Annotated in this window: 18 protein-coding genes; 2 read left to right on the top strand and 16 right to left on the bottom strand. The window is 39.7% G+C overall.

What is annotated here, in order from left to right; genetic code table 11:
* Positions 1–59 precede the first annotated feature (59 nt).
* The 4 genes from acnD to RMB03_RS10245 form a co-directional block, all read right to left on the bottom strand.
* On the bottom strand, positions 60–2,666 hold the full coding sequence (gene acnD / locus RMB03_RS10260) for a Fe/S-dependent 2-methylisocitrate dehydratase AcnD (RefSeq protein ID WP_311075852.1): 2,607 nt from the start codon (positions 2,664–2,666) through the stop codon (positions 60–62).
* Complete coding sequence (gene prpC / locus RMB03_RS10255) at positions 2,666–3,823, bottom strand: 2-methylcitrate synthase (protein WP_003655705.1); 1,158 nt, start codon at positions 3,821–3,823, stop codon at positions 2,666–2,668. Before prpC ends, acnD begins: the two co-directional genes overlap by 1 nt.
* Before the next feature lie 68 nt (positions 3,824–3,891).
* Positions 3,892–4,776: a methylisocitrate lyase gene (prpB, locus tag RMB03_RS10250; RefSeq protein WP_003655707.1), complete on the bottom strand. Its 885-nt coding sequence runs from the start codon at positions 4,774–4,776 to the stop codon at positions 3,892–3,894.
* Positions 4,769–5,479: a GntR family transcriptional regulator gene (locus RMB03_RS10245; protein ID WP_005037608.1), complete on the bottom strand. Its 711-nt coding sequence runs from the start codon at positions 5,477–5,479 to the stop codon at positions 4,769–4,771. Before RMB03_RS10245 ends, prpB begins: the two co-directional genes overlap by 8 nt.
* Positions 5,480–5,994: 515 nt before the next feature.
* Here RMB03_RS10245 and RMB03_RS10240 point away from each other — a divergent pair.
* Positions 5,995–7,209 (top strand): amino acid aminotransferase, encoded by a 1,215-nt coding sequence (locus RMB03_RS10240; RefSeq protein ID WP_003655711.1) that lies wholly within the window; start codon positions 5,995–5,997, stop codon positions 7,207–7,209.
* A gap of 50 nt (positions 7,210–7,259) precedes the next feature.
* Here RMB03_RS10240 and dld read toward each other — a convergent pair whose 3' ends face one another.
* The 4 genes from dld to lldP all read right to left on the bottom strand — a co-directional run bounded on the left by dld (position 7,260) and on the right by lldP (position 12,865).
* Positions 7,260–8,966: a D-lactate dehydrogenase gene (dld, locus tag RMB03_RS10235; RefSeq protein WP_311075845.1), complete on the bottom strand. Its 1,707-nt coding sequence runs from the start codon at positions 8,964–8,966 to the stop codon at positions 7,260–7,262.
* A 317-nt stretch (positions 8,967–9,283) separates the two neighbouring features.
* The gene (gene lldD, locus RMB03_RS10230) at positions 9,284–10,429 is read right to left on the bottom strand and encodes an FMN-dependent L-lactate dehydrogenase LldD (protein WP_003655715.1); all 1,146 of its coding nucleotides are present in this window, start codon (positions 10,427–10,429) and stop codon (positions 9,284–9,286) included.
* Complete coding sequence (lldR, locus tag RMB03_RS10225) at positions 10,426–11,178, bottom strand: transcriptional regulator LldR (protein WP_311075843.1); 753 nt, start codon at positions 11,176–11,178, stop codon at positions 10,426–10,428. Before lldR ends, lldD begins: the two co-directional genes overlap by 4 nt.
* A gap of 19 nt (positions 11,179–11,197) precedes the next feature.
* Positions 11,198–12,865, bottom strand: a complete 1,668-nt coding sequence (gene lldP / locus RMB03_RS10220; protein WP_171066162.1) for an L-lactate permease — start codon at positions 12,863–12,865, stop codon at positions 11,198–11,200.
* Positions 12,866–13,240: 375 nt separating this feature from the next.
* On the opposite strand from lldP, the gene RMB03_RS10215 reads away from it, so the two are divergent.
* The gene (locus tag RMB03_RS10215; RefSeq protein WP_311075841.1) at positions 13,241–14,611 is read left to right on the top strand and encodes a phosphomannomutase CpsG; all 1,371 of its coding nucleotides are present in this window, start codon (positions 13,241–13,243) and stop codon (positions 14,609–14,611) included.
* Positions 14,612–14,742: 131 nt separating this feature from the next.
* On the opposite strand, the gene RMB03_RS10210 is transcribed toward RMB03_RS10215, so the two are convergent.
* The 8 genes from RMB03_RS10210 to RMB03_RS10175 all read right to left on the bottom strand — a co-directional run bounded on the left by RMB03_RS10210 (position 14,743) and on the right by RMB03_RS10175 (position 23,431).
* Positions 14,743–15,786, bottom strand: a complete 1,044-nt coding sequence (locus RMB03_RS10210; RefSeq protein ID WP_311075839.1) for an acyltransferase — start codon at positions 15,784–15,786, stop codon at positions 14,743–14,745.
* A gap of 174 nt (positions 15,787–15,960) precedes the next feature.
* Entirely contained in the window at positions 15,961–16,986 is a 1,026-nt protein-coding gene (gene galE / locus RMB03_RS10205; protein WP_311075836.1) for a UDP-glucose 4-epimerase GalE, read from the bottom strand.
* Complete coding sequence (pgi, locus tag RMB03_RS10200) at positions 16,979–18,649, bottom strand: glucose-6-phosphate isomerase (RefSeq protein ID WP_311075834.1); 1,671 nt, start codon at positions 18,647–18,649, stop codon at positions 16,979–16,981. The genes galE and pgi overlap by 8 nt, the downstream gene beginning before the upstream one ends.
* Positions 18,646–19,908, bottom strand: coding sequence for a nucleotide sugar dehydrogenase (locus RMB03_RS10195; protein WP_311075832.1), 1,263 nt, complete (start codon positions 19,906–19,908; stop codon positions 18,646–18,648). The genes pgi and RMB03_RS10195 overlap by 4 nt, the downstream gene beginning before the upstream one ends.
* A gap of 117 nt (positions 19,909–20,025) precedes the next feature.
* Positions 20,026–20,901: a UTP--glucose-1-phosphate uridylyltransferase GalU gene (gene galU, locus RMB03_RS10190; protein WP_311075831.1), complete on the bottom strand. Its 876-nt coding sequence runs from the start codon at positions 20,899–20,901 to the stop codon at positions 20,026–20,028.
* A 24-nt stretch (positions 20,902–20,925) separates the two neighbouring features.
* Positions 20,926–21,546: a sugar transferase gene (locus RMB03_RS10185; RefSeq protein WP_311075829.1), complete on the bottom strand. Its 621-nt coding sequence runs from the start codon at positions 21,544–21,546 to the stop codon at positions 20,926–20,928.
* 12 nt (positions 21,547–21,558) lie between these two features.
* The gene (locus tag RMB03_RS10180; protein WP_311075826.1) at positions 21,559–22,386 is read right to left on the bottom strand and encodes a glycosyltransferase; all 828 of its coding nucleotides are present in this window, start codon (positions 22,384–22,386) and stop codon (positions 21,559–21,561) included.
* A 4-nt stretch (positions 22,387–22,390) separates the two neighbouring features.
* Positions 22,391–23,431, bottom strand: a complete 1,041-nt coding sequence (locus RMB03_RS10175) for a glycosyltransferase family 4 protein (protein ID WP_311075823.1) — start codon at positions 23,429–23,431, stop codon at positions 22,391–22,393.

The raw sequence follows: 23,431 nt of genomic DNA, 5'->3' as shown, positions 1-23,431 counted from the left end.
AACCCCATCATTAAGATAGGGCGTTTTTTGAACAACACCAATAAAGTTTAACTAAAGTATCAAGCCACTTGGCCTTCTAAAAAGTCTTGCGCAAAACGCTGTAATACACCGCCCGCTTCATATACAGAAACCTCTTCTTCTGTATCTAAACGGCAAGTCACAGGCACTTCAAGAATCTCTTCTTTACCATCCGCTGTGGCACGTTCAATCACTAAAGTTAAAGTCGAACGCGGCGCGATATTACCAATCACGCTATAAAGCTCTGTACCATCTAGTTTTAAAGTCTTGCGGTTTACACCCGGTTTAAACTCAAGTGGTAACACGCCCATACCCACCAAATTCGTACGGTGAATACGCTCAAAACCTTCTGCCACAATCGCTTCAACACCCGCAAGGCGTACACCTTTCGCAGCCCAGTCACGGCTTGAACCCTGACCGTAGTCAGCACCCGCAACAATAATTAATGGCTGCTTACGGTTCATGTAGGTTTCAATCGCTTCCCACATACGCATCACTTCGCCTTCAGGCTCTACACGCGCTTTTGAACCTTGCTTAATGGTACCGTCTGAGCGAACTACCATTTCGTTATACAGTTTCGGGTTAGCAAATGTTGCACGTTGTGCAGTCAAATGGTCACCACGGTGCGTTGCATATGAGTTGAAATCTTCTTCTGGTAGGCCCATTTTATGAAGATATTCACCCGCAGCCGAGTCCATTAAAATCGCGTTTGAAGGCGACAAATGGTCAGTCGTAATGTTGTCACCCAAAATCGCAAGCGGACGCATGTTCGCTAAAGTACGTGGTGCAGCCAACGCTCCTTCCCAATATGGCGGACGGCGGATGTAAGTACTTTGTGGACGCCAGTCATAAAGCGGACTTTCGGCCTCTACGGTTACGCCCAAGTCAAACATTGGAATGTAGACTTTACGGAACTGTTCAGGCTTCACAGCTTCTTTAACTAACGCATCAATTTCAGCGTCAGATGGCCAAATGTCTTTCAGGTAAATCGAGTTACCGTCTTTATCGTGACCCAAAGCATCTTTTTCGATGTCAAAACGAATCGTACCCGCAATTGCATATGCCACAACAAGTGGTGGAGATGCCAAGAACGCTTGTTTTGCGTATGGATGGATACGGCCATCGAAGTTACGGTTACCAGACAGTACTGCTGTTGCGTACAAGTCACGGTCAATAATTTCTTGTTGGATGACTGGATCTAATGCACCCGACATACCATTACAAGTCGTACAAGCATAAGCTACAATACCAAAACCAAGTTGCTCTAAGTCTTTTAGAACACCCGCTTCTTCAAGGTAAAGTGCAGCCGCTTTTGAACCCGGTGCAAATGATGATTTCACCCAAGGTTTACGAACTAAACCTAGTTCATTTGCTTTACGTGCCAACAAACCTGCCGCCACGGTGTTACGCGGGTTAGAAGTGTTAGTACATGAAGTAATTGCGGCAATAATGATTGCGCCATCAGGCATTAAGCCGTCAGAACGGTTTTCAACAATACCCGCAATACCTTTTTCTTTTAGGTCCGCAGTTGAAACACGTGCGTGTGGATTTGATGGCCCAGCAATGTTACGTGTTACTTTTGATAGATCAAAACGTAGTACACGTGGGTATTCTGCTTTGGTCATATCAGTTGCCCAAAGGCCAATTTCTTTTGCGTACTGTTCAACCAATGCCACTTGTGCATCTTCACGGCCTGTTAAACGTAAGTAGTCAATCGTGTTTTGGTCGATGTAGAACATCGCAGCCGTAGCGCCATATTCTGGTGTCATGTTCGAAATGGTTGCACGGTCGCCCACAGACATGCTGTCAGCGCCTTCACCAAAGAACTCAAGGTATGCACCAACCACACGTTCTTTACGCAAGAATTCAGTTAAAGCAAGTACGATATCTGTTGCAGTAATACCTGCCTGACGCTGACCTACAAACTCAACACCAATAATGTCTGGTAGACGCATCCAAGATGCACGGCCCAACATCACATTTTCAGCTTCCAAACCACCAACGCCCACAGAAATTACGCCCAAAGCATCTGTATGTGGTGTATGAGAGTCTGTACCTACGCATGTGTCTGGATATGCCACACCATCACGCGCCTGAATCACCGGAGACATTTTCTCTAGGTTAATCTGGTGCATGATGCCGTTCCCCGCAGGGATCACATCGACATTTTTAAATGCAGTTTTAGTCCACTCAATAAAGTGGAAACGGTCTTCGTTACGACGGTCTTCAACAGCACGGTTTTTTTCAAAAGCGTCTGGGTCAGCACCACCGAATTCCACTGCTAAAGAGTGGTCAACAATGAGCTGTGTTGGTACAACTGGGTTGACTTTAGATGGGTCGCCGCCTTTGTCAGCAATCGCATCACGTAAGCCTGCAAGGTCAACTAACGCAGTTTGACCCAAGATGTCATGACACACCACGCGCGCAGGATACCAAGGAAAGTCCAAGTCCTGACGGCGCTCAATCAACTGCGTTAAATAGGCAGTTAAGTTCTCGGCATCGGCACGGCGTACCAATTGCTCTGCGAGTACTTTAGAGGTGTAAGGCAGTTTTTCGTATGCGCCTGGCTGAATATCTTCAACGGCTTGACGCACGTCAAAATATTCAAGCTGGGTACCTGCCAGCGGTTTACGGTATTTTGTGTTCATTAACCACGCTCCGCCAATGGTTTGAATTTGAGGTTTTCAGGGCCTGTATAGTTCGCGCTTGGACGAATGATTTTGCCGTCTTGGCGTTGTTCAATCACGTGCGCTGACCAACCTGCTGTACGTGCAATCACGAATAATGGTGTGAACATTGCTGTTGGAACACCCATTAAGTGATAACTCACAGCACTGAACCAGTCGAGGTTCGGGAACATGTTTTTCGCATCTTTCATCACTGCTTCTAAGCGTTCAGCGATTAAGTACATTTTTGTGTTCTCTTGTGCTTGTGCCAAGTCATGTGCCACTTTTTTGATGACTTCGTTACGTGGGTCAGAGATTGTATAGACAGGGTGACCAAAACCGATCACAACTTCTTTCTTCTCAACACGGCTACGGATGTCTGCTTCTGCTTCGTCTGCGTTGTCGTAACGTTGTTGAATGACAAATGCAACTTCGTTCGCACCACCATGTTTAGGTCCGCGAAGCGCACCAATACCACCTGTAATTGCCGAGTACATGTCAGAACCTGTACCTGCAACCACACGTGACGTAAATGTTGATGCATTGAATTCGTGCTCAGCATACAAAATGAGTGATGTATGCATTGCTTCAATCCATTCTTCAGATGGTTTTTCACCATGAAGTAAATGCAAGAAATGCGCTGCAATTGAGTCGTCATCAGTTTCAACTTCAATGCGACGACCGTTGTTGCTGAAGTGATACCAATACAACAACATTGAACCTAGGCTTGCCATTAATTTGTCGGCAATATCTTTTGCGCCAGCTTCGTTGTGGTCTTCATGCTCTGGAGTTAAACAACCAAGAACTGAAACACCAGTACGCATTACATCCATTGGGTGTGCAGACGGTGGAAGTTGTTCAAGTGCAGTTTTCAGTGCTGCTGGTAAGCCGCGAAGTGCTTTTAGTTTTGCTTTATATGCTTTGAGTTCAGCTTTGTTTGGTAATTTGCCATGTACGAGCAAGTGAGCAACTTCTTCAAACTGGCTACCCACTGCAAGGTCAAGAATGTCATAGCCACGATAGTGCAAGTCGTTACCACTACGTCCTACAGTACAAAGTGCTGTGTTGCCTGCAACTTGTCCGCTAAGTGCAACTGATTTTTTTGGTTTGAAGCCTGTTGTTGTTTCATTTGAGCTCATAAGATTGTCCTTTTCTATCTATCTGAATTTATTTATTAAACACGACGGATTCGTACCGTTTTCACTTCTTATTTCTTTTTAGCAAATGCGTTGTCTAAGTAGTCTTCAAACGCATAGTAATTAATGCGTTCATATAACTCTTTACGCGTTTGCATAATATCAACCACGTTCTTTTGCGTGCCTTCTTTACGTAAGGTTTCATACACAGTTTCGGCAGCTTTGTTCATCGCACGGAAAGCAGAAAGCGGATAAAGCGCAAGGCTTACATCGGCAGATGCTAACTCTTCAGTAGTAAACAGTGGTGTAGAACCAAACTCGGTAATGTTTGCCAAAATTGGTGCGCCAGTTGTTTGAGCAAATTGCTTGTACATATCAAGCTCGGTAATTGCTTCAGGGAACAACATGTCTGCACCCGCTTCAATGTAGGCACCTGCACGGTCAATTGCAGCTTGCAAACCGTCTACAGCCAAGGCATCAGTACGCGCCATAATCACGAAGCTGTCATCACCACGCGCATCAACCGCAGCTTTAATACGGTCAACCATTTCTTCTTGAGTCACAATGGCTTTGTTCGGACGGTGACCACAACGTTTTGCGCCCACTTGGTCTTCAATGTGCATTGCCGCAGCACCAAACTTGATGAGTGCTTTTGTTGTACGCGCAATATTAAATGCAGAAGCACCAAAACCTGTGTCAGCATCGACCAATAATGGAAGATCACATACATCGGTAATACGGCGTACATCTGTCAACACATCATCAAGGTTACTGATTCCCAAATCAGGTAAGCCTAAAGAACCAGCGGCTACACCACCACCTGATAAGTAAATCGCTTTATAACCTGCACGTTTTGCCAAAAGTGCATGATTGGCGTTAATGGTTCCAACCACTTGTAATGGCTTTTCTTGGGCTACGGCATCGCGAAATAGCTGACCTGCGGATTGTTTAGCCATTGTTATATTCTCCTTGTGCTTGTAGCAGTGTTTGCTCAATAATTTTGTAAGAAGCATTGATATGTCGATGCATGAGCAGCTCGGCAAGTTCACCATCGCCTTCTGCAATTGCATCTAAAATACGGATATGTTCGTCCCAAGCTTTGCTCGGTCGATCAGGTGTGTTTGAAAACTGAATTCGGTACATACGGATGAGGTGATAAAGCTCATCACACAGCATTTTTTCTAGGGTTTTATTGCCACTACTTTTAATGATGCAGTAGTGAAAATCGTCCTGCCCTTCTTGCAAGTAATATCCTTTACCTGCTTTAAAATTTTCATCTTCAGCATGCATACGCAATACATCGCGTAGCGCCAAGATTTGTTTTTTATCAATATGCTGAGCAGCAAGTTTGCAAGCCAAACCCTCTAAAGAAGCACGAATCTGGTAAAGCTCTTTAAACTGTTGTAGTGAAAGAGAAACCACACGCGCCCCCACATGTGCAGTGCGCTCAACTAATTTTTGACCTTCAAGACGATGAATCGCTTCACGCAAAGGTCCACGGCTAATGCCATAAGTCCGTGCCAGTTCAGGTTCAGATATTTTGCTACCTGCCGGAATTTGACCCAAAACAATAGCCGTCTGTATTTGTTTAAATACATTCTCGGTCAGTGTTCTACCCTGACTTTGTAGAGGCTCTGGTGCGAAGGTCAAATCTTGCATATTGTCGACAATTTTTAATCAATTATGGCTTTTATAGCGGTATGAATGAAAAAAATCAAGGTGATTGTTGACACTTCAGAGAACGCATCAGGTCAATTTTTATAGATTGACCTCTTATTTCACCTTATATTTAGACTATTACGTCGCCTATCTATTAGTATTTATAAAACAAAGATTTAATATAAATTTATCTATAGTTTTATGGTTCTTTCCCAAGTGTTTTTTGGGCGATAAACTTTTGTTTCAAACTTTAGTCTACAACCTATGTATGACACTAAGATTGTAGACAATCTGTTGGAATGAAATCATGAGTTATAAATTAGTATCTATTTACCGTAATTTCTTTTAAATCTTTTTTATGGTTTCTTCTGGAAAATATCGATATTAGTGAAATTATCTGGTGCTTCACAGTAGCTTTATTGGTACATTATTGAGCATCGACATAGATGTAATGTATTTTTCGAAACAGAAAAAACTTAACTCTATGCATATTGTTGAATGAAAGGACTTTTTTGATGTTTCAACATATCCCCCCATACGCAGGCGACCCAATTCTCTCTTTAATGGAACAGTTCAATGCTGATACTCGTTCTGAAAAAGTAAACTTGAGTATTGGTCTTTACTATAACGAAGACAGTATTGTTCCTCAGTTAGAGACCATTATTGAGGCGCAAAAGCGTATTGAGCCTAAGAACGGTAAAACCAAACTTTATTTGCCAATGGAAGGCTTCAAACCTTACCGTGAAGCAATTCAAGCACTTTTATTTGGTGCAAACAGCCCAGCAGTTAAAGCTGGTCGTGCTGTAACCATCCAAACTCTTGGTGGTTCAGGTGCATTGAAAGTTGGTGCTGACTTCTTAAAAACCTATTTCCCAAATTCAGATGTTTGGGTAAGCCAACCAACTTGGGATAACCACGTTGCGATTTTCAATGGCGCTGGCATCAAGACGCATTTCTACCCATATTTCGATAACGAAACTCGTGGTGTAGATTTTGACGGTATGCTGTCTACACTTAAAACTTTGCCTGAGCAAAGCATTGTGTTATTGCACCCATGCTGCCATAACCCAACTGGTGCTGACTTAAACCCAGCGCAATGGGATCAAGTGATTGCGGTATTAAAAGATCGTAACCTTATTCCTTTCCTAGACATCGCTTACCAAGGTTTTGGCGATGGTATGGAAGAAGATGCGTATGCAATCCGCGCTTTAGACCAAGCGGGTCTCAACTTTATTGTGAGCAACTCGTTCTCTAAAATCTTCTCTTTATATGGCGAGCGTGTTGGCGGCTTAACTTTCGTATGTGACGATGCAGAAGCTGCTCAGTGCACATTCGGTCAGTTAAAAGCGACTGTACGCCGTATTTACTCTAGCCCACCGACAACAGGTGCTTGGTTAGTTGATGAAGTGTTAAATGACGCTGAACTTAACCAACAATGGCAAGGTGAAGTGAAAGAGATGCGTGAGCGTATTATTAAAATGCGTAGCATCTTAAAAGATGAACTCACTAAAGCATTACCAGACCGTGACTTTAGCTACCTTGTAAACCAAAAAGGTATGTTCAGCTACACAGGTCTAACTGCTGAGCAAGTTGATATCTTGCGTGAAGAATATGCAATCTACTTAGTACGTAGCGGTCGTATTTGTGTAGCAGGTTTGAACATGAACAATGTTTACACTGTTGCTAAAGCAGTTGCTGAAGTGCTTGCTAAATCAACAGAAGCAGCATAAAACAGCTTTAAAAGAAAAGGCGCTTCGGCGCCTTTTTTTATATCTCTAACTTAAGATTTAGCTTTGCCCCAATACTTCAGTTTTGAGGTATGCCCAATCCCCACATTAAAACTGTTTGTTGGGTCGAGTTTTTGGTAAAAGTTCGCTAATGCAGGCTTGGCAATATAAAGATGCCCGACATTATGCTCCGCTGGATACTCAGCACGGCGCGCATCCAGTAATTTCCACATTTGATGTTCCATTTCTAACGGGTCATTGCCCTTTTTAAGAATATAATCCTGATGGAACACATGGCAAAAGAAATGCCCATAATAGAGTTTATGGATGATGTTCTTTTCCATCTCGGCAGGTAATTGTTCCACCCACTCACGATCATTACGACGCAAAGCAATATCAAGCGCCACAATATCTTCAACTTCACTACGGTGCGTATCACGATAACGAATTGCAGCTCCTGCAATCGCAAAACGGTGTAAGAAAGCCTTTCGCCCTTCCTCTTCACTACAGACGAAATAGCTACCTGACTGATGCACTGCAAAATATTCTTTTAAAAACTGCTCGGTCTGAGCTTTTGAATTATTTTCAACACGCAGCACTAAATGGTGCTCAAAACGGTCTCGATACTCAGTCATACGCTTTGGCAAATGGCTTGGTAAAAAGAACGTAATAGCCTGTAAAATATGATCAGTTAAGCCTTTTATTTTAAATCTTTCTAAAAAGCCATCGACTTTATCTTTCATCGCAAAAGCTTTGGGAACATTGGCCGTCCCAAACTTTTCAATAAATAAGAATGTGTCTTTTCCATACTTTTCACCAATCAGATAAGCATCTCGGTGAATATACTCACCCGCAATCGGTAGGCTTGGCAAAGAGGTGAGTAAATAACGACGAATGGCTGTTAAATCATCGGCATCATTAGTCCCAATATAAAAGACATTGCTCTCTACTTTTTCATACGTATCAAGGCGTACAGCAAAAACACAGACTTTACCCGCCGAACCAGATGCTTCAAACAAACGTGACGGATCAGCATTAAAACGTGCTGGTGAATCTTCATCGACTTGCGTCACATCGTGGGCATAGCGATGGTCCGAGGCCTGCTTTTCACCATCATCTAAAATATCTACGGCTTGGTATTGCTGCGTCTCTAAACGAGTCAAAATTTCTTCGGGTGTCGAGCCTAAATTCACCCCTAAATGATTCACTAGTTCTAATTGACCAGCAGCATTCACCTGAGCATATAACGCCAGTTCAGTATACGCAGGACCACGGCGTACCAAGGCACCGCCCGAGTTATTACACACACCGCCAAGTACCGAAGCCCCAATACAAGATGAACCAATCACGGAATGTGGTTCACGATCATAACCTTTTAAAATTTGCTCTAAATTATCTAAGGTCGCACCCGGTAAACAAATCACTTGCTTACCCTCGTGAATGACCTGAATCCCCTTTAATCGGCGGGTACTCATGACCAACACAGGACGGTCATAATCATCACCATATGGGGTTGAACCACCGGTAAGCCCTGTATTGGCCGCCTGCATAATCACAATACAGTCTGCCTCAATTGCAGCTTGGAGCACCTGCCATTGCTCTAGCAATGTGCCCGGTACCACCACAGCAAGCACTTTCCCCTCACCAAAACGACGACCTTGGCGATACTGGCGTGTACTTTGGTCATCGGTCAAAACATGTGAACGCCCTACAATATTCTGTAAACGTTCAATCACTACTTGAGGAGAAAATGTTTGCATGATGGTTTCCTTTTGGTCATCCATATAAGATCTAGCTGTACCTTATCCATGCTAAAACTAGATCAGCACGACGGAATTTTATTATTTAGACTTTATAAAAAATTGGCTACGCGTTAACGCTATTCACAACCTGCCCGAATTCTAAAAATTACTGTTTTTGCAATTACTTTGATTGGTGAAAAACAGAGAACAGGTTTTGTGAATAGCAAAGGTTTTTGGTTACTTTTTTAAAAAAGTAACGTCAATTAGCTACTTACATTGAACTTTTTCCGATAAGACTCCGTCGTGCCGATATCATCAAAGTTAATACGAAAATGTTAGAGCTTCATCGCCTGTACTAAACAATCCGCATTAATATCCGAAATCGACTTAGCACCCGTCAGCGTCATCGCAACACGCATTTCCTTATCAATCAAATCAAGCAAGTTCGACACCCCTTGCCCACCTGCTGCTGCCAAGGCATACACAAATGCGCGACCCAGTAAAACCGTATCAGCACCAAGTGCCAACATACGTACCACATCTAAACCATTACGAATGCCTGAGTCAGCCAAAATAGCCAAATCACCTTTAACTGCATCAGCAATTGCAGGCAATGCACGAGCAGATGACATCACGCCATCTAACTGACGACCACCATGGTTAGACACCACAATACCGTCAGCACCAAAACGCACAGCATCTTTAGCATCTTCTGGATCTAAAATACCTTTAATCACCATTGGACCATCCCAAAACTCACGAATCCACTCAAGGTCTTTCCATGAAATCGATGGGTCAAAGTTCGAACCCAACCAGCCGATATAGTCTTCAAGCCCAGTCGGTTTGCCTAAATATTTAGAGATATTGCCCAAGTCGTGCGGACGTCCCATTAAGCCCACATTCCATGACCAATGCGGATGGAACATAGACTGCATATAACGACGCATTGCAGCATTTGGTCCACTCATTCCCGAATGGGCATCGCGATAACGCGCACCCGGCACAGGCATATCTACAGTAAACACCAGTGTTGAGCAGCCTGCCGCTTTTGCACGTTCCAAAGCATTACGCATAAAACCACGGTCACGTAATACATAAAGCTGGAACCACATTGGTCGGCTAATTGCAGGTGCAACTTCTTCAATCGGACAGACCGAAACCGTTGAAAGCGTAAATGGAATACCCTTTTTATCGGCTGCCATCGCGGCTTGAACTTCACCACGGCGCGCATACATGCCTGTTAAACCGACAGGAGCCAACGCAACCGGCATCGATAAAGTTTCATTAAACAGTTTTGTCTCTAAACTTAACGCTGACATGTCATTCAGCACACGTTGACGCAATGCAATTTCTGACAAATCTTGTACGTTACGCTTTAAGGTATGTTCCGAATACGCTCCACCATCAATGTAATGAAATAAAAACGGGGGTAAGCGACGCTGTGCCGCAGCACGATAATCATTGCCAGAAGAAATAATCATTTTGAATCAACTCTATTTAAACGATTTGCACGTTTCTGGCGAGCTTCGTCTTCATCCAGAGAACGCACATGATTAATCACAAATTCAATATGACCGCAGACAGCTTGGCGTGCGGCCTCGGGATCTTTACGATCAATAGCATCCATCACCTGAAAATGCTGCTCACTTAGCAAGTCACCATTTACGGGGTCGTTATAAACTTTTTTACGCCCTAACAAGACGTTGTATTGCAGTAAATCAAACAGGCTACGCATCATTTGAATCAGCACTACATTATGCGAAGCTTCTGCAATCGCTAAGTGGAATTCTGCATCTGCCACCGCAGCCTGCGCTGAGTCACCCGCATTTTGATGGCGACTAATTTCATTAAAATAATGATGAATTTTAGCACGGTCTTCAGGCGTTGAACGTAATGCGGCATACCACGCAGTCCCCCCCTCAAGTAATAACCGCGCCTCTTGTACATCAAAACGATATAATGGATCTTCTTCAATCAGGTTGCTAATCGGGTTCACAATGAGTTGCTGTGGCCACTGTTCAGGTAACTGTTGAATATAAGTACCATCCCCCCGACGGCTAATAAGCACACCTTGACTATTGAGCTGTTGAATCGCTTCACGCAAAGAAGGACGAGAAACTCCTAAGCTTATTGCAAGCTGGCGCTCGGCAGGCAAACGGTCACCTTTTCTCATGTGACGCTCTTCAATTAATGCCTGCAATTTCATGACCACTTGATCGGAGATTCTCATCGCGTTTCCTTCACTGGAGTTATGGGATCATCCACGGAACCAGATAAGCCTGAACCGTAATAATGATGCCAACAAAGACAGTGAATATGATGCTATGTTTTACCGTGAAACGGAACAAGTCAGATTCTTTTCCAACCAAGCCTACTGCTGCACAAGCAATTGCAATTGACTGGGGAGAAATCATCTTACCTGTCACACCACCACTGGTATTCGCTGCTACAAGCAACACTTCTGGAATACCAATCTGCTGAGCAGTGGTCGCTTGTAATGCGGAGAACAAAGCATTTGAAGATGTATCTGAACCCGTAAGAAACACACCAAGCCAACCCAAAAATGGCGAGAAGAAAGTAAACGCATGACCCGTATGCGATAGAGCCAAAGCTAAAGTTGCAGATAAACCTGAATAGTTCGCAATAAAAGCAAAAGACAACACCATACCAATTGAGTAAATCGGTGTTTTTAACTCATTTAGTGTTTCACCAAAGGTCGTTACTGCCTCACTCGCTTTCATTTTCAAGAAAATAGCGGTGATGATTGCAGCAATAAAAATTGCAGTACCTGTCGCAGAGAACCAGTCAAACTTATAAATCGCTTCATATGGCTTCATCTCTGCCACAATCGGCGGCATTTTTTCGACCAATTTATGCAAATACGGCACTTCAAGTTTAAAAATTAAATGTTCCAGTGCCCCATCTTTTGCAAATAATGCTTTAAATGGCTTAACACTCCAAATGGTGACCATCACTGTTAAGATCGCAAATGGAGACCACGCCTTAGCAATTTTTCCAATGCTATAACGCTGAATTGTTGTAGGTTGTTGAGTTAGCGTTTGACCAGCTTCAGGTTCAAAACGGAAAATATGTTTTGGTTTCCAAAAACGGAACAACACAGTCAGGCTGACCAATGAAGCAATTGCCGCTGTAATATCAGGTAATTCAGGACCAATAAAGTTAGATGTTAGATATTGTGCAATCGCAAAAGCACCTCCACCAACTAACACCGCAGGCCAAGTTTCCTTAACACCACGCCAGCCATCCATAATCGCCATAATCCAGAACAGCACAATCAGCGTTAAAAACGGCAACTGACGTCCAACCATCTGGCTAATTTCCATGGTATCTACACCAGAAACCTGCCCCGCCACAATAATTGGAATACCCATCGCACCAAATGCAACTGGCGCAGTATTCACAATCAAACATAAGCCTGCAGCGTAAAGTGGTTTAAAACCTAAACCAACGAGTAGTGCAGCGGTAATTGCGACAGGGGCACCAAAACCGGCAGCCCCTTCAAGGAACGTACCAAAAGCAAAGCCAACCAGTAACATTTGTAGGCGCTGATCTTCGGTAATTGACAAAATGCTTGAGCGAATCACCTCAAACTGGCCTGTTTTTACCGAAATTTTATATAGAAAGACTGCCCCAATAATGATCCATGAAATTGGCCATAGACCGTAGAAGAAACCATAAATAATGGATGCAAAGGCCATTTGACCCGGCATTTGATAGAAAAAGAGAGCGATCAACAATGCAATAATGACTGTGCCTGTACCCGCAATACTGCCTTTTAAACGAAAAACCGCCAAGGCCAAAAAGAAGAAAATAATCGGGATTAATGCAACCGCACTGGACAGCCAAATATTATTTAAAGGGTCATAAAGTTGTTGCCACATATTGAGCATTGTCATCTCCTTGAAATGCTGGGGCGAATTTTTTGTACCTTAAAATTTTAAACATTCAGCACAATTGGTATGACCAATTAAAATTTACGTGCAAATGTTATTCCTTAAACCACAGATCTCATCATAAACACGAGCATTAGCAAGTTCAAGCATTAAATAATCATCAAAATTGGTATTACCAATAGTGCCAAGTAAAATCAAGCTATTTATAATTTATAAATTTTCTTATTAGACTAAAGTCTCAAAAAAACATTCTTATAAATTTAAATCTAATCTACAGAAATGAAGCGTAAAACTTGAATATAAAAACTATAAACATACCTTTTTAATGATCTATGTATAATGTGCACACAACTCAAACCACTTGTATTGAATTGAATAATGACTACTTTAACGTGTTTTAAAGCTTATGATATCCGAGGCAAACTCGGCACCGAATTGAATGAAGAAATCGCCTATAAAATTGGCCGCGCTTACGGACAAATCTACAAACCAAAGACTGTGGTTGTAGGTTGCGATATTCGCCTAAGCAGTGAGGCTTTAAAACAAGCGACCATCCACGGTTTAAATGATGCGGGTGTGAATGTTCTTGATTTGGGCATGACTGGTACTGAAGAAGTTTACTTCGCCGCTTTCCATTTAGATGTACAAGGTGGTATTGAAGTTACCGCTAGTCATAACCCAATGGACTATAACGGTATGAAACTGGTACGAGAAAATGCTCGTCCAATTAGTGCCGATACAGGTTTAAAAGAAATTCAAGCTTTAGCAGAAACAAATCAATTTGAAGAAGTTAGCCAGAAAGGAACAACTCAAAACTATAATATTTTGCCAGAATTTATTGAGCATTTATTAACTTACATTAATCCAGCAAAGATTCGTCCATTAAAGTTAGTGGTAAACGCAGGTAATGGCGCTGCTGGCCACGTCATTGATGCCATTGAAGAAAAATTTAAAACACTCAATATTCCTGTCGAATTTATCAAAATTCATCATGAAGCAGATGGTACGTTCCCAAATGGGATTCCCAACCCAATTTTAATTGAAAACCGTGACAGTACCCGTAATGCTGTAATTGAGCATCAAGCAGATATGGGGATCGCTTGGGATGGCGACTTTGACCGCTGTTTCCTATTTGATGAAAAGGGTCAGTTCATTGAAGGCTACTACATTGTTGGTCTATTGGCTCAAGCTTTCTTGATTAAACAATCTGGCGAAAAAATTGTTCATGACCCACGGTTGGTTTGGAACACCTTTGATATTGTTAATCAATACAACGGCGTTGCTGTACAGTCAAAATCTGGTCATGCTTTTATTAAAGATGTAATGCGTGAACATAATGCCGTATATGGTGGAGAGATGAGCGCTCATCACTACTTCCGTGACTTTGCTTATTGCGACAGCGGTATGATTCCGTGGTTACTCACCATTGCCCTACTTTCTGAAACCGAGCAATCTCTTTCAACCCTCGTTGAAAATATGATTACCAAGTTCCCTTGTAGCGGTGAAATCAACTTTAAAGTGGAAAACACACAAACTACTATTCAAAAGATTTTTGATTACTACGCAGAACAGCAACCGCAAATTGACCGTACTGATGGTGTAAGTTTGGACTTTGGCGCATGGCGCTTTAACGTCCGTGCTTCAAACACTGAGCCCTTACTACGTCTCAATATTGAAAGCTGTGCAGACCGTCAAGCTCAGCCAATGCAGTATTATGTAGATGAGTTGACTGGGTTGATTCAGTCTTAAATGCTTCATCTTTTAAAGAGAGGGAAAAGTTATTTTTTTACTTCTTTTTTAAATTTTATTTTGATTACATTATAACTAAAAATTTAAATAGTGAATATTACTAAAATATTCACTATTTAGAATTAACCTTATTATGTTAAATTTTGCTTTTTATTTTTTAAAAAAAATTTATAAAAATCTTTTTGTATAAAAAAATTTATTAATGGTTTTTCTATAAATTTGTATGAAATCCACCCCCAAATCACTGCACAAATACTTAGAATAAAAATCATTACCTGAACCGTATTGTTATTTATAAGATGCATTCTATTTAATACAATAACTCCAGCTCCAAGTACAAATGAATGTGAAAGATAAAGAGAATAAGAAGAGTCTCCTAATTTTAAAAGAACTTTAGATACTATATTATCCTTACTTAAAGAAAGCCCTTTATAGTCTAAACTTAAAAGTAGATACATTAAAACAAAGGATGGAAGACCATAATAAATTATTCTTTCAGGCAATCCATTATTAAATTTTAAAATCAGGAAAGCTATAAAGGCAAAAATTATTAAACACACCAAATCTTTTGTAATTTTCTTAGAAACTAAAAAAAACAATATCATTCCTAATAAAAATTCTAAGATAATAGGATCTGATATATATTTTAAATAAAATGATTCATAATTTAATAAACTAGATATTGAGAAAAAAGATAAAAAAAGTCCAGCAAATATATATCTATACTTATTAAAAAACAATAAAGATAGGGCAAATAGAAAATAAAAATGTACTTCATAAACTAAAGTCCATGCTACTTGAACAAGATTAACAAATTCGGTATATGGAATCAGCAAATAAGAAGGTAATACTTTCGTTGGGAGTGATGCACTTCTATTAATAGAGTTCGGACTAATAAGAAAGATCATTAACGCTATAGTAGCGTAAACATAAAAAATTGGATAAATTCTTATTATTCTTTTATACAAAAAATCTTTTACGTTAATTTCTTTCCCAAAAGTAATATACATCATAATAAAACCAGAAATAATAAAGAATAAGTCTACTCCTCCAGCTCCCCATGAATAAAAATCTTTTTGCTCTACAGCATAATGTACTAATATTGCCCCACTAGCATGATGTAATACAACTGCAAGTGCCGCTAGTCCTCTTAAATACTGAATTGATTTAATCATTTTTTTTCCAAGAAATTGAAAAATTTAATGATATAATATTTATTTAAGGCCTATTTTAATAAATAGGCCTTAAATAAAATATTATATATTAGAATCTAAAAGTACTTCATAACAATCACTTATGTTTTGACATAAATATATTATTACTTTCTATCTATAAAGTTAGATATTAATTTAATATCTATTTTTATATCCTTCTGGATTCTGCTTCTGCCAATTCCAGCTATCCTTAAGCATATCCTCTAAACCATATTGCGGCTGCCAGCCTAACTCAGCAACTGCACGGGCGTTATCTGCAAAAGAAGTCGCTACATCACCTGCTCGACGTGACGCAAACTCAAAAGCAACGGGGATACCATTAACCTGTTCAAATGTATTTTTAACTTGCAACACAGATGAGCCATTACCCGTGCCAATATTCCATGCACGGCAACCTTTTGCCTGTAAGCGGTTATTTAGAGCACATAAATGTGCATTAGCTAAGTCAACCACATGGATATAGTCACGTACACCAGTACCATCTACTGTGTCATAGTCATTACCATAAATAGACAATTTCTCACGGCGACCAACAGCAACTTGCGTCACATATGGCATTAAATTATTTGGAATACCTTGCGGGTCTTCACCAATACGTCCACTCGTATGTGCACCTACGGGGTTAAAGTAACGTAGCAAAGCTATTGACCATTCAGAATTTGACTCTGATAATTTCTGTAATAACTGCTCAACAATGAGTTTAGTATAGCCATAGTTATTACTCGGCATACCTGTTGGCATATCTTCATTTAATGGAGAAATATTGGCTTCATCATATACTGTCGCAGAAGAACTAAATACGAGAGTATGGACACCTGCCTTTTCCATCGACTTAACAAGTTGAATACTGCCCGCAATATTATTATCAAAATAAATCAGCGGCTTTTCCTGACTTTCACCCACTGCTTTTAAACCTGCGAAGTGGATTACAGCTTCAAGTGCATGATCCTGGAACACACGATCAAGCTCATCTGCATTACGGATATCACCTTGTATAAAAGCTAAGCTCTTTTGTGTAATATCTTGAACTCTCGTTAACGACTCTTCTGAACTGTTTGATAGATTATCAAAAACAATAACTTCATGGCCAGCGTTTAAAAGTTCTACACAGGTGTGTGAACCAATATAGCCAGCGCCACCAGTAACTAGGATTTTAGCCATCTACTTTTCCCAATAATATTTTAATTAATCCACGTGTTGAGGCATCCAATGATGAAAGATCATTTTGGACACCATTTAAAATAGGTAATAGCTGATCAGCAATCTGTTTGCCTTTTTCGACACCCCATTGGTCAAACGGGTTAATATTCCAGATTACAGACTGCACAAAAACTTTATGCTCATATAAAGCAATCAACATTCCCAAACTATACGGATTCAGCTCTTTTAATAATACTGTTGAGCTTGGTTGGTTGCCTTCATATTGTTTATGAATTGGTAATTTTTCTAACTCAGTTGAGTCTAACGCCTCATTACCAAAAGCCAATAATCGTGATTGTGCCAAACAATTCGATAATGCAAGATGATGCTGTTCTACCAATGCCTCAGCATTTTCAACATAGGTAAAATGGTCAGAATTGTAACGTTGAATCGGCGCAATAAAGTCACAACTTACAGCTTGTGTCCCTTGGTGTAATAATTGATAGAAGGCATGTTGAGCATTTGGACCTACCTCCCCCCATACAATTGGACAAGTATCTAACTCGACCTTCTGACCACTACGTTGCACCGATTTGCCATTAGATTCCATTTCAAGCTGTTGCAAATACGCAGCAAAATACTTTAAGCGTCCATCATAAGGCAATACAGCATGGGTTTGAATATTGAGAAAATTATTATTCCAAACACCCAACAATCCCATTAAAACAGGGATATTCTGCTCAAAACTTGTATTTTGGAAATGTTCATCTATTGCATGAGCACCAGCTAATAGTTGTTGGAAGCCTTCAACACCAATCGTTAGAGCAATAGGTAAACCAATACATGACCATAATGAATAACGACCGCCAACCCAATCCCAAAGTAGTAATTGGTTTTCAGGGGCAATTCCCCATTCAGCCATTTTGTCCGCTTTTGTTGATACTCCAACGAAATGACTTTTTAAAACTCTGGCATGTTTTCCTAAGGCTTTTTCAAGCCACTGACGCACCGTTTGAGCATTCGATAAGGTATCAATCGTGCCAAAAGACTTCGAAGAAATAATAAAGAGTGTTGTTTCTGGACGAAGTTGATGGAGTAACTCCGACAACTGACTACCATCCATCGTTGAAACAAAGTGAACATTTAAAGGCTTAGCCGTTTTTACCTTGAAATCAGACAAGGCATGAGTAACCATTTGTGGTCCTAAATCGGATCCACCTACTCCAATATTGACAACGTCCTGAATCACTTCGCCAGTGGCACCACGATATTGCCCAGCATGGATTTTTTCCACTAAGGTATACATGCGTTGTAACTGACTATGGACTTGCTCTGTTAAATCTGGAAACTTTGAATAGTCTGGTGGTAAACGCAATGCCCAGTGCATGGCTGCCCGTTGCTCAGTACAATTTACTTTATCCTGTGAAAAAAGGCGTTCAATCCATTGATTTAATTTTTTACTTTTAGCTAGAGCAATCAATTGTTCCAAACTGTCTTGAGTCACACGATGCTTACTATAATCAAAAAGTAGCTGATCGAATTTTATAGAATATTTTTGAAAGCGACCTGGTTCTGAAGCGAACAATTCTTTTATCTGTAATTTTGAATTTTTCTCACCTAAAGATTGCAACTTTACTAAAGGCGAAACTAATTCTTTAGGAAATTTCTCGATAGATTTACTCATAAACGACCTACTCCTTCATAAGCAAAGCCCTTGGTCTTTACATATGCCGGGTCATAAATATTACGCCCATCCAAAATTAAAGGATGCTCCATCATTTGTTGTAACCGCTTAAAGTCTGGACTCCAGTACTGTTTCCATGCGGTAACTAAACATAATGCATGTGCACCTTGAACAGCCTCATATTGATCAGTACAGAGTACTAAATCTTCACGCTCACCATATGTGGTGGCAATTTCATCTAATGCTTGTGGATCATGCAAACGTACAGTTACACCTTGCGCCCATAATGCAGCCAATAAAATATGAATTGGGGAGTTATGTATGCTTGAGGTGTTTTCTTTGAAAGATGCGCCCCAAATGGCTACGGTTTTCCCATTCAAATTACAATGATAATAATTCCATAATTTACGGAATAAAATTTCTTTTTGTTGTTCATTAATGGCCCAAACTTGCTCTAAAAGTCGGCTTTTCGCCCCAGTTTCAGAAACAGTACTAGAAAGCGTTAAAATATCATGAGAAAAGTTTTCACCACCGAAACCTACACCGGCCGACAAATAAGCTGCTCCAATACGAGTATCAGCAGCAATACCATGTTTCACATTAGCAATATCAATACCGAGTTTCTCGGCCACCATGGCTAAATCATTCATATAGCTAATGCGAGTCGCTAACATGCCAGAGATACTGAGCTTGGTAAATTCAGCATCTAAAATCGGCATAAATAAATATTGATAACTAAAACGGAAGAAGGGGCGTAACAGCTCTTGCATTGTATCCCGCGCATGATTGGACTCAACACCAACAATGACATGCTTCACATTCAATACACTGTTAATGGCATTTCCTTCTTGAATCACATCAGGAAAATATACCCACTCGTCTTTTGGCAAATATTGTTTTAACTGATCAGTTCCATGTAAACCAAACGTAGAACCATTTACCATTAACCGAGGATGAACAATAGGACGTTGACTTAACTTTTCAACCGTATTTAAAGCAAGCTGGATTTGTGTCGGACTAAAACAGAATAAATAAACTTCAACATCCAGAGGAATGGCAGAAAAAGGACTTTCTTTTAAAAAACCCGCTTTTCTTTGTTTATTCAAATAATTATTAACTTCTTGATCTTGATAGGAAAGTACAGAAACATTTTCTTCGCAGGTGACACTTGTACACCAATAAATCTGATTGCCATATTCAGCTAGTAATGCTGCCATTACACCAGCGTGTAAGGTGATTCCAAACACTGCGATTTTCATTGCACACCTGATTTTTTAATATTCTATAGATTTCTCTTCCCGTCATGGGAAGAGAATATACTGACTCTTTATTATATTCAGCAGTTTTTACAAATACTTAAGCAGAGCTACAAAATACTATAACTTAAGTTCTTTAATGAGCTGTTTAAATTCTGCACCTAATTTAGGGTGCTCAAGCCCATAATGTAAGACAGCCTTTAAATAGCCAAGTTTACTACCACAGTCAAAAGTTTGCCCTTGCATACGATAAGCTTCAACAATATCTGTCTCTTGTAACATCGCAATCGCATCTGTTAATTGAATTTCATTACCTGCACCTTTTGGCGTATTTTCCAAAAGTTGCATAATCTTTGCAGGTAAAATATAGCGACCAACCACAGAAAGATTAGAAGGTGCAGAGCCAACAGCAGGTTTTTCAACAATGCCTTGCATGGTAATGCTTTCACCTTCATTAGGACTGTGCGCTACATCTACAATCCCATATTGATCAACAAGGTCATCAGGTACTGCTTCTACCATAATCTGTGCAGCTTGTCTTGCATTATAACGTGCAATCATACGGGTTAAATCATTTCGACCAGAGTTGTCTTTCACCAACACATCCGGTAATAACACGGCAAAATCATCGCCCCCCACAATACTCTTTGCACATAAAACCGCATGCCCTAAGCCTAAAGGCTGAGGTTGCCTAACACTTACGACACTCACATGGGGTGGAACAATTTGGGTAATTTCTGCAAGCAAATCAAACTTCTTTTTTTGCTCTAATGTGGTTTCTAGTTCAAAGTTACGGTCAAAATAATTTTCAATTGATGCTTTTGAAGAGTGAGTCACCAAAATAATTTGCTCTATTCCCGCTTCAACCGCTTCACGTACCACATATTCAATGGCTGGACGGTCAACGACTGTTACCATTTCTTTTGGAATTGACTTGCTTGCCGGTAAAAAACGTGTGCCTAGACCGGCTACTGGTAAAACTGCTTTTTTGATCATAACAAAGATTTCAAGATATAAATTTTACTTTACAGAAGAATCAACATTTTCTGGCGCATCATTACCTTTAAATAAAGATGGTCCAACATGTCCTGGCGCGTTAATGCCTTCACGTCTAGTCATCACTTTGACTGTTTTAAACATAATTTTAAAGTCAACCCAAACACTGTGATTATCGACATACCACACATCACACTTAAATCGCTCTTCATAATCGAGTTCATTACGGCCACTTACCTGAGCCAAACCTGTCATTCCCGGACGCACTTCTAAACGACGTGCCTGTTCTGGTGAATATAATGCAACAAAGTCTTTAAGCATTGGACGGGGTCCAACTACGCTCATGTCACCTTTAAGCACATTAATCAATTGCGGCATTTCATCTAGGCTCGTGGAGCGCAATTTTTGACCAAATGGAGTAATGCGTGCCTCATCGGGCAACGCGTTTCCTTGAGCATCAAAAGCGTCCTTCATGGAACGGAACTTAATCATTTTAAATAATTTTCCGTTCTTTCCAGGTCTTTCTTGATAAAAGAATATTGGTGACCCTAAATTTTTACGGACCTTATAAGCAACAATCAGAAATATTGGCGACAGAACAGTTAAAGCTATTAAAGAAATGACTATGTCTACTAAACGCTTCATATTTTCATTCACTCATTTTTTAATATCTTTACGGAGAAAGGTATTATAAATTGTACCCAATAAATTTGCTGGCAATAGTCTAAATGCAGACCGTACCAGAAACAGCATATTAGCATATAGAGGATTTTGTAACTTTAGTTGTTTTTTTAAATCTAGTAACTGTTTTTCACTTTTAATATATTGGAAACCTTTACGACGTGCGTGCATGCCATTACCAACACGAGCATATAAAAGTACATCTGGAAGATTTGCAACTTGGTAGCCATTACCAATCACACGTAACCACAAATTGTAGTCTTCCATAAATAAATGGTGCTGATAACCACCTAATCCTAAAATTACATCTCGCTTATAGGCCACAGTCATATGATTAAAAGGGCAACGCTTTTGAGCAAATTTTTTTATTTCTTCATGTGCTACTGGTACAGCCTTAAGAACATTTGCATCAGAAATATTTTTATCAAACTCCATTACTTGTCCACTAAATAGAACAACTTCAGGATTCTGTTGTATAAAAGCAACCTGCTTTTCAAAACGATCTGGAGTACAAATATCATCCGTATCCATACGAAAGACCCAGTCATATTGACAATGTTTTAAACCTTCGTTTAGTGCTTTACCTAAGCCCACATTCTGGGGTAAAGCCACCACATTCAGTAAATTACCAATTTTTACTTGCCATTTTTGTACACAAGCGGTAAGTTCCTCCCCTATTGGACCATCCAAAACTAAAATAATTTCATTAGGTTTTAAATTTTGATTATCCCAGATACTTTCTAAACAAGCATTCAAAAATGCTGGTTGTTCTTTGGAATAGATAGAACTTAAGACAGAAAACATATTTTTATCCTTTTAAAACTTTACTGTTCCAAATTTCGATAATTTTCTCTGGTTGATATTTTTTTGCACTTACTAAAGCTTTTTCCGAAAAAACTCTTAATAAGTTTTCAGAAGAAGTTAATTGCAAAATTGCCTCGCCTAATGCATCAATATTTTGATTCTCCACTAAAAAACCATTAATTTGATCTTGGATAACATCGCTAGGCCCATAAGGACAATCGTAAGAAATAATAGGAAGACCAAAACACTGAGCTTCAACCAAAACCATTGGCAAACCCTCAAATTTAGAAGACATTATAAAAAAACTCGCTTCTTCATAGACACGATTTGGTTGTTGAGTCACACCTTTAAAAAAAACATTTTTCAAATTATTGTCTTTTACAAAGTTAACTAGACTCTCTTTTTGATCACCATCACCATAAATATGCAATTCCCAATCTTGCAATGAATCAATTTGCTTATGCCAAGCTTTCAGTATATGAATATTATTTTTATTTTCATCTAAACGGCCTACTGAAATCGCAATATTTTTCTTTGGAAAACTAATAGTTCTAGAAGAGTCAAAATAAGAGGAAAAATTCGGTATTTGTAATACATTTTTATGAATCTTAGAAAAATTTAAACATTCATGAGAGGTTAAAGTTACCACTTTATTAACCTTTTTATAGAAAATCTTACTAAGAGTACGTACAAGTTTAGATCTACTAACAAAAGAAGAATGTTCTAAAGAAATTATTTTTATAATATTAGAGAGCCAAAGACAAAGAAGTGTTAACCTTCCCATATTATGAACTATCAAAATATCATATTCATTTAATTCAATATTTTTTTTAAGTTTTAGAAAAAAATTCAAATAATTCCCTTCACACGGAATAATATCAACCTCCTTATTTATCAGATAAGCTGCATTAGACTTATCAGTATCTCTATTAGCAATAAATATTTTATTAGCCGGAGATAATGCCAAATAATTAGCTAAATCAATTGCTACACGCTCAGTACCAGATCTTGATTTTAGCGAATTAATAACAAATAGAACTTTCAT

The organism is Acinetobacter sp. V91_7 (assembly GCF_031799075.1).
Lineage (GTDB): Bacteria > Pseudomonadota > Gammaproteobacteria > Pseudomonadales > Moraxellaceae > Acinetobacter > Acinetobacter calcoaceticus.
The sequence above is the reverse complement of the archived record's forward strand: the minus strand, read 5'-3'. Positions and strand labels throughout refer to the sequence as shown.

Bases quoted from the DNA above. Each gene is read 5' to 3' on its own strand.
- lldP (WP_171066162.1), bottom strand. From the start codon at position 12,865: ATGACAATGCTCAATATGTGGCAACAACTTTATGACCCTTTAAATAAT.
- RMB03_RS10175 (WP_311075823.1), bottom strand. From the start codon at position 23,431: ATGAAAGTTCTATTTGTTATTAATTCGCTAAAATCAAGATCTGGTACT.
- lldR (WP_311075843.1), bottom strand. From the start codon at position 11,178: ATGAGAATCTCCGATCAAGTGGTCATGAAATTGCAGGCATTAATTGAA.
- dld (WP_311075845.1), bottom strand. From the start codon at position 8,966: ATGCAAACATTTTCTCCTCAAGTAGTGATTGAACGTTTACAGAATATT.
- RMB03_RS10185 (WP_311075829.1), bottom strand. From the start codon at position 21,546: ATGAAGCGTTTAGTAGACATAGTCATTTCTTTAATAGCTTTAACTGTT.
- prpC (WP_003655705.1), bottom strand. From the start codon at position 3,823: ATGAGCTCAAATGAAACAACAACAGGCTTCAAACCAAAAAAATCAGTT.
- galE (WP_311075836.1), bottom strand. From the start codon at position 16,986: ATGGCTAAAATCCTAGTTACTGGTGGCGCTGGCTATATTGGTTCACAC.
- prpB (WP_003655707.1), bottom strand. From the start codon at position 4,776: ATGGCTAAACAATCCGCAGGTCAGCTATTTCGCGATGCCGTAGCCCAA.
- galU (WP_311075831.1), bottom strand. From the start codon at position 20,901: ATGATCAAAAAAGCAGTTTTACCAGTAGCCGGTCTAGGCACACGTTTT.
- pgi (WP_311075834.1), bottom strand. From the start codon at position 18,649: ATGAGTAAATCTATCGAGAAATTTCCTAAAGAATTAGTTTCGCCTTTA.
- RMB03_RS10245 (WP_005037608.1), bottom strand. From the start codon at position 5,479: ATGCAAGATTTGACCTTCGCACCAGAGCCTCTACAAAGTCAGGGTAGA.
- RMB03_RS10210 (WP_311075839.1), bottom strand. From the start codon at position 15,786: ATGATTAAATCAATTCAGTATTTAAGAGGACTAGCGGCACTTGCAGTT.
- acnD (WP_311075852.1), bottom strand. From the start codon at position 2,666: ATGAACACAAAATACCGTAAACCGCTGGCAGGTACCCAGCTTGAATAT.
- RMB03_RS10215 (WP_311075841.1), top strand. From the start codon at position 13,241: ATGACTACTTTAACGTGTTTTAAAGCTTATGATATCCGAGGCAAACTC.
- lldD (WP_003655715.1), bottom strand. From the start codon at position 10,429: ATGATTATTTCTTCTGGCAATGATTATCGTGCTGCGGCACAGCGTCGC.
- RMB03_RS10240 (WP_003655711.1), top strand. From the start codon at position 5,995: ATGTTTCAACATATCCCCCCATACGCAGGCGACCCAATTCTCTCTTTA.
- RMB03_RS10195 (WP_311075832.1), bottom strand. From the start codon at position 19,908: ATGAAAATCGCAGTGTTTGGAATCACCTTACACGCTGGTGTAATGGCA.
- RMB03_RS10180 (WP_311075826.1), bottom strand. From the start codon at position 22,386: ATGTTTTCTGTCTTAAGTTCTATCTATTCCAAAGAACAACCAGCATTT.